Source organism: Devosia sp. YIM 151766 (genome assembly GCF_030285925.1).
Taxonomy (GTDB): domain Bacteria; phylum Pseudomonadota; class Alphaproteobacteria; order Rhizobiales; family Devosiaceae; genus Devosia.
This window is the reverse complement of record NZ_CP127251.1, coordinates 1,512,124-1,527,749: the sequence shown is the minus strand read 5'-3', so window position 1 is coordinate 1,527,749 and position 15,626 is coordinate 1,512,124. Positions and strand designations below refer to the sequence as shown.

At 63.1% G+C, this 15,626-nt stretch carries 13 protein-coding genes; 2 read left to right on the top strand and 11 right to left on the bottom strand.

All coding sequences use genetic code 11. The annotated features are described in order from the left end of the window. Nucleotides 1-84: 84 nt before the first annotated feature. Nucleotides 85-1,281 carry a bifunctional 2-C-methyl-D-erythritol 4-phosphate cytidylyltransferase/2-C-methyl-D-erythritol 2,4-cyclodiphosphate synthase gene (locus O9Z70_RS07445; RefSeq protein WP_286021831.1) on the top strand — a complete coding sequence of 399 codons (1,197 nt, stop codon included), beginning with the start codon at nucleotides 85-87 and terminating at the stop codon, nucleotides 1,279-1,281. Continuing rightward, complete coding sequence (locus O9Z70_RS07440; protein WP_286021830.1) at nucleotides 1,281-1,784, top strand: CinA family protein; 504 nt, start codon at nucleotides 1,281-1,283, stop codon at nucleotides 1,782-1,784. Before O9Z70_RS07445 ends, O9Z70_RS07440 begins: the two co-directional genes overlap by 1 nt. An 8-nt stretch (nucleotides 1,785-1,792) precedes the next feature. Here O9Z70_RS07440 and O9Z70_RS07435 read toward each other — a convergent pair whose 3' ends face one another. From O9Z70_RS07435 to O9Z70_RS07385, 11 genes are all read right to left on the bottom strand, one after another. Then, a complete protein-coding gene (locus O9Z70_RS07435; RefSeq protein ID WP_286021829.1) occupies nucleotides 1,793-2,233 on the bottom strand; it encodes a type II toxin-antitoxin system RatA family toxin in 441 nt (146 codons plus the stop codon). Next, a complete protein-coding gene (gene lipA, locus O9Z70_RS07430; RefSeq protein ID WP_286021828.1) occupies nucleotides 2,234-3,184 on the bottom strand; it encodes a lipoyl synthase in 951 nt (316 codons plus the stop codon). An 88-nt stretch (nucleotides 3,185-3,272) separates the two neighbouring features. Continuing rightward, on the bottom strand, nucleotides 3,273-4,313 hold the full coding sequence (locus O9Z70_RS07425) for a Gfo/Idh/MocA family protein (protein ID WP_286021827.1): 1,041 nt from the start codon (nucleotides 4,311-4,313) through the stop codon (nucleotides 3,273-3,275). 117 nt (nucleotides 4,314-4,430) lie between these two features. Then, nucleotides 4,431-5,870: a dihydrolipoyl dehydrogenase gene (gene lpdA / locus O9Z70_RS07420; RefSeq protein WP_286021826.1), complete on the bottom strand. Its 1,440-nt coding sequence runs from the start codon at nucleotides 5,868-5,870 to the stop codon at nucleotides 4,431-4,433. Nucleotides 5,871-5,894: 24 nt separating this feature from the next. Beyond that, complete coding sequence (locus tag O9Z70_RS07415) at nucleotides 5,895-6,542, bottom strand: SGNH/GDSL hydrolase family protein (RefSeq protein WP_286021825.1); 648 nt, start codon at nucleotides 6,540-6,542, stop codon at nucleotides 5,895-5,897. A gap of 10 nt (nucleotides 6,543-6,552) precedes the next feature. After that, nucleotides 6,553-7,893: a pyruvate dehydrogenase complex dihydrolipoamide acetyltransferase gene (locus O9Z70_RS07410; RefSeq protein WP_286021824.1), complete on the bottom strand. Its 1,341-nt coding sequence runs from the start codon at nucleotides 7,891-7,893 to the stop codon at nucleotides 6,553-6,555. Nucleotides 7,894-7,904: 11 nt separating this feature from the next. Next, nucleotides 7,905-9,296, bottom strand: coding sequence for a pyruvate dehydrogenase complex E1 component subunit beta (locus O9Z70_RS07405; RefSeq protein ID WP_286021823.1), 1,392 nt, complete (start codon nucleotides 9,294-9,296; stop codon nucleotides 7,905-7,907). A gap of 88 nt (nucleotides 9,297-9,384) precedes the next feature. Next, a complete protein-coding gene (gene pdhA, locus O9Z70_RS07400) occupies nucleotides 9,385-10,404 on the bottom strand; it encodes a pyruvate dehydrogenase (acetyl-transferring) E1 component subunit alpha (protein WP_286021822.1) in 1,020 nt (339 codons plus the stop codon). A 114-nt stretch (nucleotides 10,405-10,518) separates the two neighbouring features. Beyond that, nucleotides 10,519-10,917: an FtsB family cell division protein gene (locus tag O9Z70_RS07395; RefSeq protein ID WP_286021821.1), complete on the bottom strand. Its 399-nt coding sequence runs from the start codon at nucleotides 10,915-10,917 to the stop codon at nucleotides 10,519-10,521. 624 nt (nucleotides 10,918-11,541) lie between these two features. Then, nucleotides 11,542-13,827 (bottom strand): NADP-dependent malic enzyme, encoded by a 2,286-nt coding sequence (locus O9Z70_RS07390; RefSeq protein ID WP_286021820.1) that lies wholly within the window; start codon nucleotides 13,825-13,827, stop codon nucleotides 11,542-11,544. A 106-nt stretch (nucleotides 13,828-13,933) separates the two neighbouring features. Then, nucleotides 13,934-15,535: an EAL domain-containing protein gene (locus tag O9Z70_RS07385; protein ID WP_286021819.1), complete on the bottom strand. Its 1,602-nt coding sequence runs from the start codon at nucleotides 15,533-15,535 to the stop codon at nucleotides 13,934-13,936. Nucleotides 15,536-15,626 lie beyond the last annotated feature (91 nt).

Below are 15,626 nucleotides of genomic sequence, written 5' to 3'. Positions count from 1 at the left end.
CGGGCAAACCAGCCCTGCTCTTGCCGCATGCCGGCCCGGAGGCTAGACCGAGTGACAGTGACGGTTACGTGTCGAAGTGCCCCTATGTCCCAACGTTCAAAATCCATTGCCGTCATCATCGTCGCCGCCGGCAAGGGCGAGAGGGCACAGGCCCATGGCGCGGCGGCGCCCAAGCAATATCAGGCATTGCGGGGCGTGCCGGTGCTGGCGCGCACCGTCAATGCCTTTCTCGCGGTGCCGGAAATCACGAAGATCGTGACGGTGATCCATTCCGATCATAGGGCCCAATATGCCGCGCTGAGGCTTGAGGACGCGCGGCTTCTGCCGGCGGTCGAAGGGGGCGCGACGCGACAGGCTTCGGTGCTGGCCGGCCTGCAGGCGTTGGCGCCGCTGCGCCCGGATATTGTGCTGATCCACGACGCCGCGCGGCCCTTTGTCGATCCCGGGGTGATCGGTGGGGTGATCGCGGGGCTGGAGGGCAATGACGGCGCCCTGCCCGTCTCGCCGGTCGTCGACACGATCAAGCGGTCCGCCGATGGCCGGCAGGTGGCGCGCACCGAGGACCGCAGCCAGCTTTTTGCCGCCCAGACGCCGCAGGGCTTCCGCTTCGCGCAAATCCTGTCGGCGCATCTGCGGGCGGCCAATCAGCCCCGCAATTTCACCGACGATGCCGAGATCGCCGAATGGGCCGGGCTGCGTGTCGCCATGGTCCCGGGCCAGGCCGGCAATTTCAAGATTACCCATGCCGAGGATTTCGTCCGCGCCGAACGCATGCTTCAGGGAGACAGGCTCATGGAAACCCGCACCGGCATTGGCTACGACGTGCACCAGCTCGCACCGGGCGACGCGGTATGGCTGGGCGGGGTCAGAATCCCGCATCATTCCAGGCTCCAGGGCCATTCGGATGCCGATGTGGCGCTGCATGCACTGACCGACGCCATTCTCGGCGCTATCGGGGAAGGCGATATCGGCGTGCATTTCCCGCCCAGCGACATGCAGTGGAAAGACGCCGCCTCGACGCTCTTTCTCAAGCATGCCGGCGAATTGGTGGCGGCGCGCGGCGGGCGCATCGTCAATTGCGACGTGACAATCGTCGCGGAAGCGCCGAGGATCGCAGCTCACGCCCCCGCCATGTGCGCGGTGATCGCCGAAACATTGGGAATTTCGGCGCGCCGGGTGGGGGTCAAGGCGACAACCAATGAAAAGCTCGGCTTCGTCGGGCGGGAGGAAGGGATCGTGGCCATGGCAAGTGCAAGCGTGGAAGTGCCGAGGGTCGATTGATGGCAGCCAAGGCAAAGCCCGATATCGGCAAGCAGATCATCGATATCCTCACCGAGCGCCAGCAGACCATCGCCACGGCGGAGAGCTGTACCGGCGGACTGGTCGCCGCGGCGCTCACCGATATTCCCGGCGCGTCGGCGGCGCTTTATGGCGGCTACGTCACCTATGCCAATGCCGCCAAGTCGCGGATGATCCATGTGCAATCGCGGCTGATCCGCGATTATGGCGCGGTGAGCAACCAGGTCGCCCGCGCCATGGCGGACGGCGCCCGCAATACGGCCAATGTGGATTTCGCGGTGGCGGTCACCGGCATTGCCGGGCCCGATGGCGGCAGCGAGAAAAAGCCGGTGGGGCTGGTCTATGTGGCGGTGTCCTCGGAACTGGCCACCGTGGTCATCGAGCACCGGTTCGGCGATCTGGGCCGGGAGGGCGTCCGCAAGGCGACGGTCAGCGCCGCGCTGGACCTGGTCTTGCAGGTGCTGACCAGCGATCCGCCGCAATAGCGGCCGGGCTAAGCCCCGAACCGGCGGTCCGCCTCGTCGGAAAAGGCGCGGATGATTTCTTCCTGCTTGGCGGCGAAAGCCGGTTCGGCCACGGCGGCGATCAGCGGATTGGCTATCTTGAAGTCGATCTCGAACCGCACCCGCGTCCCCTGCCCTTCAGGCTCAAAGCTCCAAACGCTGTCGAGATAGGCGAAAAGACCGTCGACGGCCTTGGCGCGGATGGTCCGCTTTTGCCGGTCGAGCGTCACGCGGCTGGTATAGGACTGGGTGATCGGGCCAAACGAAATCGTCATCTTCGCCAGCCGGACCTCGTCATTGCCGGCCGGATCGGGCCGCACCGCCATGGCGGTGCAATTGGGAATGAAGCGGGGATAATCGGCAAGATCGGCCACGATGCCGAACATCCGCTCCGGCAGGTGCGGCACGTGGCGTTCGTAGAAACGCTTCATTCAGTGGCCGAGCCTTGCCATGCGGTTGGCCCGGAGCCGGGCAAAATCCTCGCCGGCGTGGTGCGAGGAGCGGGTGAGCGGGCTGGACGACACCAGGAGGAAGCCCTTGGCATTGGCCACGGTGGCAAAAGACTTGAATTCTTCCGGCGTCACGAAGCGCTGGAGGGGATAGTGCTTCTTGGTCGGCTGCAGATATTGGCCGATGGTGAGGAAATCCACATCGGCGGAGCGCAGATCGTCCATCAATTGCAGAACCTCGTTCCGCTCCTCGCCCAGGCCGACCATGATGCCGGATTTGGTGAAGATGGTGGCATCGAGTTCCTTGACCCGCTGCAACAGCCGGATGGAATGGAAATAGCGCGCGCCCGGGCGAACCTTGAGATATTTCGAGGGCACGGTTTCGAGATTGTGGTTGAAGACATCGGGCTTGGCCGCGACCACGATTTCCAGCGCTCCATCCTTGCGCAGGAAGTCCGGCGTCAGGATTTCAATCGTGGTCCTGGGATTGCGGGCGCGGATGGCCTGAATGACATCGGCAAAGTGCTGGGCGCCGCCATCGGCGAGATCGTCACGGTCGACCGAGGTGATAACGACATGTTCGAGGCCGAGCTTTTCGACGGCATTGGCGACGTTTTCCGGCTCATTCGGGTCGAGCGGCCCGGGCATGCCGGTGCGGACATTGCAGAAGGCGCAGGCGCGGGTGCAGATTTCGCCCATGATCATCATGGTCGCATGCTTCTTGCTCCAGCATTCCCCGATATTGGGGCAGCCGGCTTCCTCGCAGACGGTGACGAGATTGTTCTCGCGCACGATCTTCTGGGTTTCCTTGTAGACCGGCGAACCCGGCGCCTTGACGCGAATCCAGTCGGGCTTGCGCAGCACGATGCTGTCGGGCCGATTGGCTTTTTCGGGGTGACGCGGACGGGCCGCAATATCGATGAGCGTGACCATGTCTGTCCTGACTGGGCGGATGCCCGTTATATTGCTCCCTTGAGCGGCCGGTTCAACCCGACCTTAGTGCTGTTGGACGAAAAGGGGCTCAATTCATGACTTCGGCGATGTCGACCCAATCGCCGCCGCGCGATGCCGAGAGGGTCGCCGCCTGCACCAGGGCCAAGGAGCCGAGATTGTCTTCGCCCGAGCTGAAGCCGCGCGGCACCACGCCGCTTTCGAGAACGCTGGCGATCGAGGCCAGCGTGCCGGTGCGGTCGGGAAAGGCGATGGCATCGAGTTTCACCGGCTTCGGCTTGCCATCGAGGGCTTGCAGCGTCAGAACGTCCGGCCCGGCCTTGCCGCGGAAATGGTCGCGGGAAGACCAGGCGATCTGGCCTTCGGCCCCGTCCATGACCCACTCCCCCGCCCAGGGCGTCACCGGCCCGGAATTCATCCAGCTGGCGCGATAGGAAACGATCGTGCCCTTGGCGAATTCGATCGTGGCAACGCCGCTCGGATCGTAGCGGTACGGGCTATCCGGCGGATTCCAGGTCCGGCATGACAGGCGCACGGGCTCGTCACCGAGAACGAAGCGCATCAGGTCGAAGTGATGGATCGACATATCGGCCAATAGCGGATCGGGCATGTCCCAATAGCGATAGCCCTGGCTGGGGCCGTGACGGCGGAAATCGAGCGAGACCATGTTGATCGCCCCGAACTTGCCCGCGGCGATCAAGTCGGCGACGGCAATCGGCGCCGGCTGATGCCGGTAGTTCTGGCTGACCATCAGCACCTTGCCCTGAGCCTTGGCGAGCGCCACCAATTCCTTGCCCTGGGCGATGGTGGTGGTGAAGGGCTTTTCCACCAGCACATTATAACCCAGTTCCAGGCAGCGCTTGACCACCGGGTAATGGGCTTCGGTGCGCAGGGTACAGAGCGCCAGCACCGCTCCGGTGCGGTGCGCCGCCTCCTCAAGGCTGGTGAAACAGAGCTTGGGGTCGATATCCAGCTCTTGCTGCACCCTGCCGGTCGCCTCGGGACTGGTATCCACATAGCCCGCCATCTCAATAGTGGGAACTTTGGGGATAACCTCCTCGGACCAGCTAAAGCCCCAATGTCCCAGACCGATCTGGATTGCCTTGACCATGTGGATAAGTCCTTTCGGTCCTAGTAGCTCCCCGCCGCGTCATTCCCGCGAAAGCGGGAAACCCTGTTCGGAAAACGGAGGCCCCCGCTTTCGCGGGGATGACGCCGTGGGCGGAGCCTAGATGTTCAGCGCGCGCCCATAAGCGTCGAGCACGCTTTCCTTCATCGTCTCGGAAAGGGTCGGATGCGGGAAAATGGTGTGGATCAGTTCTTCCTCGGTGGTTTCGAGGTTCATGGCGACGACGAAACCCTGGATCAGTTCGGTGACTTCGGCACCAATCATGTGAGCGCCAAGAAGTTCCCCGGTCTTAGCGTCGAAAATGGTCTTTACCAGGCCATCGGGCTCGCCCAGGGCAATGGCCTTGCCATTGCCGACAAAGGGGAACCGGCCGACCTTGATCTCGCGGCCGGCTTCCTTGGCCCTGGCCTCGGTCAGGCCGACAGAGGCGACCTGCGGCTCGCAATAGGTGCAGCCGGGCACCTTCGCCTTGTCGAGGCCATGCACTTTGAGGCCGGCGATCTTCTCGACGGCGATGACCGCCTCGTGCTCGGCCTTGTGCGCCAGCATGGGCGGGCCGGCGACGTCGCCGATGGCCCAGATAGTATCCACATTGGTCTTGCCATAGGCGTCGATGGCGATGGCGCCGCGCTCGGTTTTCACGCCGACCGTTTCGAGGCCCAGTCCTTCGATATTGCACTGGACGCCGACCGCCGAGATCAGCTTGTCGCCAGCGACCTGCTGGCTCTTGCCGTCCTTGGTCTCGACATGAGCGATAATGCCGTCCTTGGTCTTTTCCACCTTGGCGACCTTGGCTTCGGTGAGGAATTTGATGCCGCGCTTTTCCAGACGCTTGCGGGCGAGAGCGGAAATCTCGGCATCTTCCACCGGCAGAATCTGCGGCAGCAGCTCGATCACCGTCACGTCGGCGCCCAGCGAGCGATAGAAGGAGGCGAACTCGATGCCGATGGCGCCCGAGCCCATCACCACCAGCGATTTGGGCATGGCGGTCGGCTTGAGGGCCTCGAAATAGGTCCAGATCTTGTCGCCATCGGGCTCGATGCCCGGGAGGACGCGCGGGCGGGCGCCGGTGGCGATGATGATGTTTTTCGCCTTGTAGGTGCCGTCGCCAAGGGCATTTTTGGGCACCGGCCCCTGTGGCTGCACGATCGGCTTTTTGGAGGCCGCGACCTTGATTTCGCCGGGCTTGGTGATGGTCGCTTCGCCCCAGATGATGTCGACCTTGTTCTTCTTCATCAGGAATTGCACGCCATTGTTCATCTGCGCCGCGATGGCGCGCGAACGCTTGACGATGCCGTCGAGATCGAAGCCGAATTTCTCGGCGGTCAGGCCATAATCCTTGGCATGGCCGATATGGCCGTAAATTTCCGCCGAACGCAGCAGCGCCTTGGTGGGAATGCAGCCCCAATTGGAGCAGATGCCGGCCATGTGCTCGCGCTCGACAATGGCCACCTTCATGCCCAGTTGCGCGGCGCGAATGGCGGCGACGTAACCGCCGGGGCCGGCGCCGATGACGAGAAGATCGTATTGGTCAGCCATGAGGGCCTCCGGAGAATTATCGGGTCAGAGACCCAGAATCTGTTTGACGAGCGGCACCAGGCCCTCGCCGATAGCGCGAGTATTGGCCGCATCGAGATGCACGCCGTCGCGCGGATCGGCCTTTGCCACCGTGGCGGCGTCGAAGAAGGCGACACCGGTTTCCTCGGCGTGGCGGCGATAATGGCGGGCAAAATCGTGAGACTCGCGCAGCAAATGGTCAAGACCGCCGAAATTGGACAGCATGTTCTCGTTGGTGGTTTCGACCACATGCGGCGGCGAGACCAGGATGATCTGCGGCGCCGGCTCGGCGGTGCCGGCAAAATGGCCGCGCGTCATTTCGATCAGCCGCCGGGCGCCGCGCGCCGCATAGGCGGCGGAGCCGGCGACGAAGGGCTTCAGATCGTTGGTGCCGAGAAACAGGATAACGAGGTCGAGCGGCTTGTGGCTGTCGAGCAGGGTCGGCAGGATGCGCGCGCCGTTGCGGTCGGCGGCGGCGGTCCAGTCGTCATATGCCGTGGCGCGACCGCCGAGACCTTCGGCGATCACCCGGGCCTGGCTGCCCAGGCCCATTTCGAGCCTGGTCGGCCAGCGGTCTTCATAGGCATGGCGCGGGCCGTCGCCGGGATCGGCGCCATAGGTCAGGCTGTCGCCATAGGCGAGAATGGTTTTCATCGCCCTGCCCCTAGGCCAGCATCATGACCGGATTTTCAATGAGGTCCTTGAACACACCCAGCACTTCGGCGCCGAGCGCGCCATCGACCGAGCGATGGTCGCAGGACAGCGTCACCGTCATGAATTGGCCGATCTTGATCTGGCCGTTTTCAGGATAGACGCGCTCCTCGCCGACGCCGACGGCCAGAATGGTGCCATGGGGCGGATTGATCACGGCGGCGAAGTGCTTGATGCCGAACATGCCCAGATTGGACACCGAGGACGCGCCGCCCTGATATTCATGCGGCGCCAGCTTCTTGTTGCGGGCGCGGGTGGCGAGATCCTTCACCTCGTCCGAAATCTGACGCAGGCTCTTGGTGTCGCAGGACTTCACCACCGGGGTGAACAGGCCGCCGGGCACGGCCACGGCGACGGCGACGTCGGAGCGCTGGTGATAGAGGATCGAATCGCCGGCCCAGGTCGCATTGGCGGCCGGGACGCGCTGCAAGGCGATGGCCCAGGCCTTCATGATGAAATCGTTGACCGAGAGCTTGAAGTCCGGCTTGCCGTCCTTGCCCTTGGGAGCGGAGGCGTTGATCTGCTCGCGCGCCGCCATCAGGGCGTCGATCTTGCAATCAAGCGTCAGGTAGAAGTGCGGCACCGTCTGCTTGGATTCGGTGAGGCGCGCGGCCACGACCTTGCGCATGCCGTCATTGGGCACCAGCTCGTAGGAGCCTTCCTCGTAAAGCGCCAGGACCTGGGCCTTGCTCATGCCTGCCGGCATCGCGCCATTGGCGGCGGCCGCGATCGAAGCGGCAGCCTTGAGCGGGGTCTTGCCGGATCTGGCGGCTTCCACATCGGCCTTGACGACGCGGCCCTTGGGGCCGGAGCCGGTGACAGCGGCGATATCGATGGCGGCTTCCCGGGCGAGGCGCCTGGCCAGCGGCGAGGCGAAGACGCGGCCGTTTTCGGATTTTGCCGGTGCGCCGGCCGGCCGGGCGGGACCTGAATCGGCCTTGGCGGCTTCAGTCACGACCGGACTGGTTTCGGCCTTGTCGGCTTCGGCGCGCGATGTTTCGGCCTGCGGTGTTTGCGCCGGAGCCCCTGCCCCGATGGCGCTGGCATCTTCGCCTTCCTGCAAGAGCACGGCGATGACGGCGTTGACCTTCACATTGTCGGTGCCTTCGGCGACGAGGATTTTGCCGATCTTGCCCTCGTCCACGGCCTCGACTTCCATCGTGGCCTTGTCGGTTTCGATCTCGGCGATGACGTCACCGGAGGAAACGTTGTCGCCTTCCTTGACGTGCCATTTGGCGAGCTTGCCCTCTTCCATCGTGGGGGAGAGCGCCGGCATGGTGATATCGATTGGCATCCCGGGTCTCCTTACGAGCGATAGGTGACGGCATTGACCGCCGCGATCACTTCATCAACGTTGGGCAGCGCCAGCTTTTCGAGATTGGCGGCATAGGGCATGGGAACGTCCTTGCCGGTGACCCGCAGCACCGGCGCATCGAGATAATCGAAAGCCTGTTCCATGACGCGGGCGGCCAGTTCGGCGCCGATGCCGCCCTGCGGCCAGCCTTCCTCCACGGTCACCAGACGGCCGGTCTTCTTCACCGATTCGATGACGGTATCGCTGTCCAGCGGGCGCAGGGTGCGCAGGTCGATCAGTTCGACATCGACGCCGGCGGCGACCAGTTTCTCGGTGGCCTGGGAAGCGTAGCGCATGCCCATGGAGAAAGAGACCACGGTGACATCCGCGCCCTGGCGGGCGATGCGCGCCTTTCCGATGGGCAGCACGAAATCGTCGACCTTGGGCACCAGCCCGGTCGAGCCGTAGAGGATTTCGTTTTCGAGGAAGATCACCGGGTTGGGCGAGCGGATGGCGGCCTTGAGCAAGCCCTTGGCATCGGCGGCGCTATAGGGCGCAATCACCGTCAGGCCGGGAATATGGCTGTACCAGGCCGAGTAATCCTGGCTGTGCTGGGCGGCGACGCGGGCCGCGGCGCCGTTGGGGCCGCGGAACACCATCGGCGCGGCGACCTGGCCGCCGGACATGTAGAGCTGCTTGGCGGCGGAGTTGATAATCTGGTCGATCGCCTGCATGGCGAAGTTCCAGGTCATGAATTCGACGATCGGCTTCAGCCCGCCAAAGGCCGCGCCGACGGCGAGACCGGCAAAGCCGTGTTCGGTGATCGGCGTATCTACCACGCGCTCGGGGCCGAATTCCTGCAACAGGCCCTGGGTGACCTTGTAGGCCCCCTGATATTCGGCGACTTCCTCACCCATGATGAAGATGTTCTCGTCGCGACGCAGTTCCTCGGCCATGGCCTCATTGAGGGCCTGACGCACCGTCATCTCCACCATTTCGACGCCCTCCGGCAGGTCCGGATCGGCCTGAGGCTCGAATTTCGGCGCGGCGGGCACGGCGGAAGCGGCGGCGCTCTCGGTGCCCTTCTCGGCGGCGACCACCGGGGCCTCGGCCGGCTCGGGCGCGGTTTCGGCCACCGGGGCGGCGGCGCTGCCGGCGCTTTCGCCTTCGGCCAGGATCACGGCGATGGGAGCGTTGACCTTCACGCCCTCGGTGCCCTCGGCCACGAGGATTTCGCTGACCACGCCTTCATCGACCGCTTCGACTTCCATGGTCGCCTTGTCGGTTTCGATTTCGGCCAGCACGTCGCCGGACTTCACGACATCGCCGACCTTTACCAGCCATGTGGCCAGCTTGCCTTCTTCCATGGTGGGAGACAAAGCGGGCATGAGAATTTGAGGCATTTATCGGCTCTCCAGCAATACGGCGCCGGGCATTTTCGGCCACACGGCGAAACTCAATATGTTCGAATGATCCGGCGGACGCCGAAACTCATGCTTCGATAGTGATGTCGGTCCAGAGCTCGGACGGATCGGGCTCGGGATCGCTGGTGGCGAAATCCGCCGCCTCGGTGACGATGGCGCGAATCTCGGTCTCGATCTTCTTGAGGTCTTCCTCGGTGGCGGCGCCGGCTTCCAGCAGCCGGGCGCGAACCTGCTCGATGGGATCGCGCTCCTGGCGGAACTTGGTGACCTCGTCCTTGGTGCGATACTTGGCCGGATCGGACATGGAGTGACCGCGATAACGATAGGTCAGCATTTCGAGAATGTAGGGGCCATTGCCGGAACGGGCATATTCGATGGCGCGCCGGGCGGCATCGTGGACCATGCGCACATCCATGCCATCCACCTGTTCGCCCGGAATGTCGAACGAGGCGCCGCGTTTGGAAAAATCGGTGGTCGCCGCGGCGCGCTCGATCGAGGTGCCCATGGCGTATTTGTTGTTTTCGATGATGAAAACGACGGGCAGCTTCCACAGCTTGGCCATGTTGAAGGTTTCGTAGACCTGGCCCTGATTGGCGGCGCCATCGCCGAAATAGGCCAGTGATACCGAACCGTCGCCCTTATATTTGGCAGCGAAGGCCAGCCCGGCGCCGATCGGCACCTGCGCGCCGACAATCCCGTTGCCGCCGTAGAATTTATGCTCGTTGCTGAACATGTGCATCGAGCCGCCCTTGCCTTTCGACAGCCCGCCCTGGCGGCCGGTCAGTTCGGCCATGACGCCCTTGGGGTCGAGACCCATGACCAGCATATGGCCGTGGTCGCGATAGCCGGTGATCTGGGCATCCTTGCCCTTCTCGCTGGCCATGGTGATGCCGGTGACCACGGCTTCCTGGCCGATATAGAGGTGGCAGAAACCGCCGATCAGGCCCATGCCGTACATCTGGCCGGCCTTCTCCTCGAACCGCCGGATCAGCAGCATTTCGCGGAAAGCTTCGAGATCCTGCTCGTTGGTGAACTGGGGGACGTTGGGCTGCGTCTTGGCCTTGGTGGCCGTCGCCTTGCGCGCCATTCTACACTCCGCTTGGGTCGGGGAATTTGCCGCCGGGCCGATGTGGCCACGACGCGCACTATATCGCAAGGTCCGAAACAATAAAATTGCCCGGAACTTGATCTTAAAACCTTATTAGAGCGTTGAATCCGCTTCTATAATCGAAATTAACTGATCATCGATTAATTCTACGAATTGACCAGAAATAGGTTTACCATTCTCTGGGTTGATCATGATCAGCACGTCATCGGCATGCGCCATGTTCAGCAGGGCGCGGGCGCGTTCGGTGACCAGATCGGGATCGAGATGGCGCGGATTCATCAAGGAAACCCGGTGCTTGAACGCCTCGATTTCCGCCTGCAATGCCGAACTGCGATCCTTGAGGATTTCAATGTCGGCCTGGATTTCCTTGCGACTCTCGATGCCGAACTGGCCGGAAATCGCCGAATAGCCCAGATAGAACTGAAAGGCGAGCAGCGTCGCCGTCAGAGCGAGCGGTCGCCAGAATGGTGGGCGTTTGAGACGGGTGGACATAGGCGGACCAATTTCGGATCAGCCGATCATGGCGGATGAGGATTAATGTGAGGTTGAGGAAAGCGCTCCGGGGGTGAGGTGGCTATCATTACTCGTCACCCTCGCGCTTGACGCGAGGGTTCTGTGATCGTTGGTTCTGCCGCAAGAGCCCTCGCGTCGAGCGCGAGGGTGACGAACGGGGGAAAGGCGCCATCCCTCGTTTGACCACGATGTCATTCCCGCGGCAGCGGGAACCTCGGTTTATAAAACGGAGACCCCCGCATTCGCGGGGGTAACATCGGGAATAATGTGGCGATGGGTGAAATGGACGGTGAGCAATCACCGCTCGTCACCCTCGCGCTCGACGCGAGGGTTCTGTGATCGGTGGTTCTGCCGCGAGAGCCCTCGCGTCGAGCGCGAGTGTGACGAACGGGGGAAGCGGCGCCATCGAAACCATGGACGATAGCCCTGCCTCGCTTGACCACGATGTCATTCCTGCGGCAGCGGGAACCTCTGTTTATAAAACGGAGACCCCCGCATTCGCGGGCGTGACACCGAGAAAGAGGCGGCGATGGGTGAAATGGACTGTGGGCACTCGCCACTCGTTACCCCCGCGCTTGACCAGCTCAGACCGGGCAAAACGGCTCAGGGATCGAGGCCCACGGCTTCGGTGGCGGCGATGGCCGCCATGTTGACGATGCCGCGGCTGGTGACCGATGGGGCCAGAATGTGCGCGGGGGCCCGCGGACCCATGAGGATCGGGCCGACCGCCAGGGCATTGTTCATCTCCTTGAGCAGGGTCATGGAGAGATTGGCGGCGTCCAGATCGGGGAAGATCAGCAGATTGGCTTCGCCGTGCAGGGCGGTTTCGGGAATATAGCGCTCGCGCAGGGCTTCGTTGAGCGCCAGGTCGCCCTGCATTTCTCCTTCGGCGATGAAGTCCGGGGCAATGGCCCGCAATTTGGCATAGGCCTCACGCATCTTGAAGGCGCTGTCGCCGTCGCGGGAGCCGAAATTGGAATAGGAGAGCAGCGCCGCGCGGGCTTCGATGTTGAAGCGCTTGAGATGGCTGCGCGCCTGTAGGGCGATGGCGACGATCTCGTCGGCGCTGGGACTGGGGTTCACATAGGTATCGGTGAAGAAGAAGGCGCCGCGCTGCATGATCAGCATGGAGAGCGCCGAAACATCGTTGACGCCGTCCTGCAAGCCGATGACCGAGCGGATATCGCGCACATGCTTGATGTAGCGCCCTTGCAAGCCGCAAAGCAGCGCATCGGCGTCGCCGCGCTTCACCGCCAGGGCGGCGATCACCGTGGTATTGGTGCGCACGATGGTGCGCGCGGTATCCGGGGTGACGCCATTGCGGCCGACCAGCGAGTGGAACAGGCTGACATAATCGCGGTAGCGCGGATCGTCTTCGGGGTTGATGACCTCGAAATCCACGCCCGGCCGGATGGTCAGGCCGAAGCGCTCGATGCGGGCTTCGAGCACGGCCGGGCGGCCGATCAGGATCGGGCGGGCGATCCCTTCCTCCAGCAGTACCTGGGTCGCCCGCAGGACGCGCTCGTCTTCGCCATCGGCAAAGGCAATACGCTTGCCCTGCCCCTGCGCGCGGTCGAAGATCGGCTTCATCACCAGGCCGGAGCGGAAGACGAAACGGTTGAGGCTGTCGAGATAGGCATCCCAGTTCTCGATCGGCTTCTTGGCCACTCCCGATTCCATCGCCGCCCGCGCCACGGCGGGCGCGATACGCAGCATGAGCCGCTGGTCGAAGGGATTGGGAATGATGTGGTCCGCCCCATAAACGGCCGGCGCGCCGGATGGCGAGACTTCCAGCCCCGGCTCGTGCGCCAGCCCGGCAATGGCGCGCACCGCCGCCAGCTTCATTTCTTCGTTGATCGTGGTGGCATGGACGTCCAGCGCCCCACGGAAAATAAAGGGGAAGCAGAGGACGTTATTGACCTGATTGGGATAATCGGAACGGCCGGTGCACACCATGGCGTCGGGCCGGACCTCTTTGGCCAATTCGGGCAGGATTTCCGGATTGGGATTGGCCAGCGCCAGGATCAGCGGCTTGGGCGCCATCCTGGCCAGCATTTCCGGCTTCAGCGCGCCGGCGGCGGAGAGCCCGAGAAACACATCGGCGCCCTCGATCACCTCGGCCAGCGAGGTCGCATCGCTGGTGCGGCGGAATTGTCCGCGCCACTTGTCGTTGACGTCGTTGCGCTTGTGGGTCAGCAGCCCATCCTTGTCGGCCACCCAGATATTTTCGTGCCTGGCGCCCAAAGCCACCAATACGTTGAGACAGGCAATGGCCGCGGCCCCTGCCCCCGATCCGCAGATCTTGACGTCCTCGATCTTCTTGCCGGCCAGTTCCAGGCCATTGAGCACCGCAGCGCCGACAATGATGGCGGTGCCGTGCTGGTCGTCATGAAAGACCGGGATGGGCATGCGCTCGCGCAGCGCCTCCTCGATCTCGAAGCAATCGGGGGCGCGGATGTCTTCGAGATTGATGCCGCCGAAAGTGGGCCAGAGCGGCGAGACCGCGTCGATGAATTTTTGGGGGTCGGTCTCGTCGATTTCCAGGTCGAACACATCGATGCCGGCGAATTTCTTGAACAGAACCGCCTTGCCTTCCATCACCGGCTTAGATGCCAGCGCGCCGATATTGCCGAGGCCGAGCACGGCGGTTCCATTGGATATGACGGCGACGAGGTTCTGTCGCGCAGTGTAGCGTGCCACCGTTTCCGGCTCCCGGGCGATTTCCTCGCATGGCGCCGCCACGCCGGGCGAATAGGCGAGCGCCAGGTCGCGCTGGTTCCCCAGCGGCTTCAGCGGCTGGATTTCCAGCTTGCCGGGCTTGGGAAATTCATGGAAATGCAGCGCGGCATCGCGCAGCGCATTGCGTTGTTCGTTATTATCGGTCGACACGTAAAATCCTCCCCGCCGGCTGGAACCGCCGCGTTGGTGCCATCAATCGTCAGGATTGGAAAGGGGCGAGAAGCCCTTGCTTGCCGTTGCCGGCAAAATTGCGGCGTCAGGCCGCCGTCGCGGCGGCAGCATCGGCTTCGATCCGGGACTTGGCCGGCAGACCCAGCGCCAGGGCCAGTTCCTTGAAGGCGCCGATCCTGAGCGCGGGAGCGAAAATGTAGCCCTGGGCGTGCAGCACACCGCGAGCGCGCAGATAGAGCGCCTGCTCCTCGGTCTCGACGCCTTCGGCGACGATCTCGCAATCCAGGTCCTTGGCCATGGCGATGAGCCCGTCAAGCACCGGAACCTGGCTGGTGCCGGGCTTGATCATGTCAACGAAGATGCGGTCGATCTTGATGACGTCGACGCCCAGCGTCGCCAGATAGGCCAGGTTCGAATGGCCGGTGCCGGCATCGTCCATGGCCAATCTGGCGCCCAGCGCATGCAGGCCGGAAATGACGCTGGTGGTGGCCATGGAGTTGTTCAGCGGCCGCCGCTCGGTGATTTCGAACACCAATTGGCGGAAACTGATCGGCGATTGCCCGAAAATGGCCTGGACGTCCTCGACAATGCCGGAATCGCGGAAATGGCCTTCGAACAGGTTGATGGAAATCTTCAGGTTCGGCAGGGTCCGGCTGAGATCGCCGAGGTCGTTGCGCACCTGCTGCATCAGCGACAGGGTCATGGGAATGGCGAGGCCCGTCACCTCGGCATAATCGATGAAGGCACCGGGCATGATCACCTGGCCATTGCGCTTCTCCCAGCGGCACAGCACTTCGCAGCCCACCAGCTCGCCGGTGCGCAAATTGATGACGGGCTGGTAATAGGGCTTGATCTCGTGGCGCTCGATGGCCCGCTCCAGGTCGAAGGCCGGCACCCGGGACCGCCGCACATAATTCAGGCTGAACAGCAGGAACGCCGCGCTGGCAATGCAGGCGAGGATGGTGAAGACCGCATCGAGATCGGCATATTTGGCCCGCACCATGGCGAAGGGCACTGCCAGTTCGACCTTGATGGGAAATTGCCCGGCATAGCTCTGGGCGCTGACATATTCGGTGCTGGACGCCCGCCGGTCGAAGCCGGCGGAATCGCCGATGGTGACGATGGGCAGGCCATTGGTCAGCGTGACGCGCATCATCGCGGCGTCCTGCAAGGTGGCGGACAATGCCGCTTCCGAATGACCCAGCAACGGCACGAATGCCGAGACCTGCCGCGTGTCGCTGAAGGTCTGGCTGATCTTGAGCGCCGGCATGACCATGTCGGCGAATTTCACCACCGTGATGGTCTCGGTGAGGCCGGGAACCGGCAGGGATTGCGACACAGGTGAATGCACCACCATGCGGCCATGAGCGTCGCAATATTGTACGCCATCACGATTTTCGACCAGGAATTGCTTGATGTTCAGACTGGCCTCGATGGCGGTCTGGGCATTGGTCACGAAGGTCGGCGTACAGAGGGAGGGGCTGCCGGCGATCACCTTGCGCAGGGCGGCGACGCCGTCCATCACACTTGTATTAATGTGTGAGCTTGTCGTTTCAACATATTGCTGGGTTATGGCTTTTTCCCGATAGCGGACATAGGCGTCCAGCAAATAGTCCACGGCGACAATCGGCGAAAATGCCAGAATGGCGCCGATCAGCATCAGGACATGGGAAAAATTCGACTTCACGCCACGAATCCACTCCAGCGAGGTGCATTCAAGCGATAGCAATGAAGGCTTTAACGGCGCATTAACGCTGGTTAATCGGCGCTAACTCTAT

Excerpts from the sequence above, each read along its gene's own strand:
- O9Z70_RS07445 (WP_286021831.1), top strand. The coding sequence starts at position 85 with ATGTCCCAACGTTCAAAATCCATTGCCGTCATCATCGTCGCCGCCGGC.
- O9Z70_RS07440 (WP_286021830.1), top strand. The coding sequence starts at position 1,281 with ATGGCAGCCAAGGCAAAGCCCGATATCGGCAAGCAGATCATCGATATC.
- O9Z70_RS07435 (WP_286021829.1), bottom strand. The coding sequence starts at position 2,233 with ATGAAGCGTTTCTACGAACGCCACGTGCCGCACCTGCCGGAGCGGATG.
- lipA (WP_286021828.1), bottom strand. The coding sequence starts at position 3,184 with ATGGTCACGCTCATCGATATTGCGGCCCGTCCGCGTCACCCCGAAAAA.
- O9Z70_RS07425 (WP_286021827.1), bottom strand. The coding sequence starts at position 4,313 with ATGGTCAAGGCAATCCAGATCGGTCTGGGACATTGGGGCTTTAGCTGG.
- lpdA (WP_286021826.1), bottom strand. The coding sequence starts at position 5,870 with ATGGCTGACCAATACGATCTTCTCGTCATCGGCGCCGGCCCCGGCGGT.
- O9Z70_RS07415 (WP_286021825.1), bottom strand. The coding sequence starts at position 6,542 with ATGAAAACCATTCTCGCCTATGGCGACAGCCTGACCTATGGCGCCGAT.
- O9Z70_RS07410 (WP_286021824.1), bottom strand. The coding sequence starts at position 7,893 with ATGCCAATCGATATCACCATGCCGGCGCTCTCCCCCACGATGGAAGAG.
- O9Z70_RS07405 (WP_286021823.1), bottom strand. The coding sequence starts at position 9,296 with ATGCCTCAAATTCTCATGCCCGCTTTGTCTCCCACCATGGAAGAAGGC.
- pdhA (WP_286021822.1), bottom strand. The coding sequence starts at position 10,404 with ATGGCGCGCAAGGCGACGGCCACCAAGGCCAAGACGCAGCCCAACGTC.
- O9Z70_RS07395 (WP_286021821.1), bottom strand. The coding sequence starts at position 10,917 with ATGTCCACCCGTCTCAAACGCCCACCATTCTGGCGACCGCTCGCTCTG.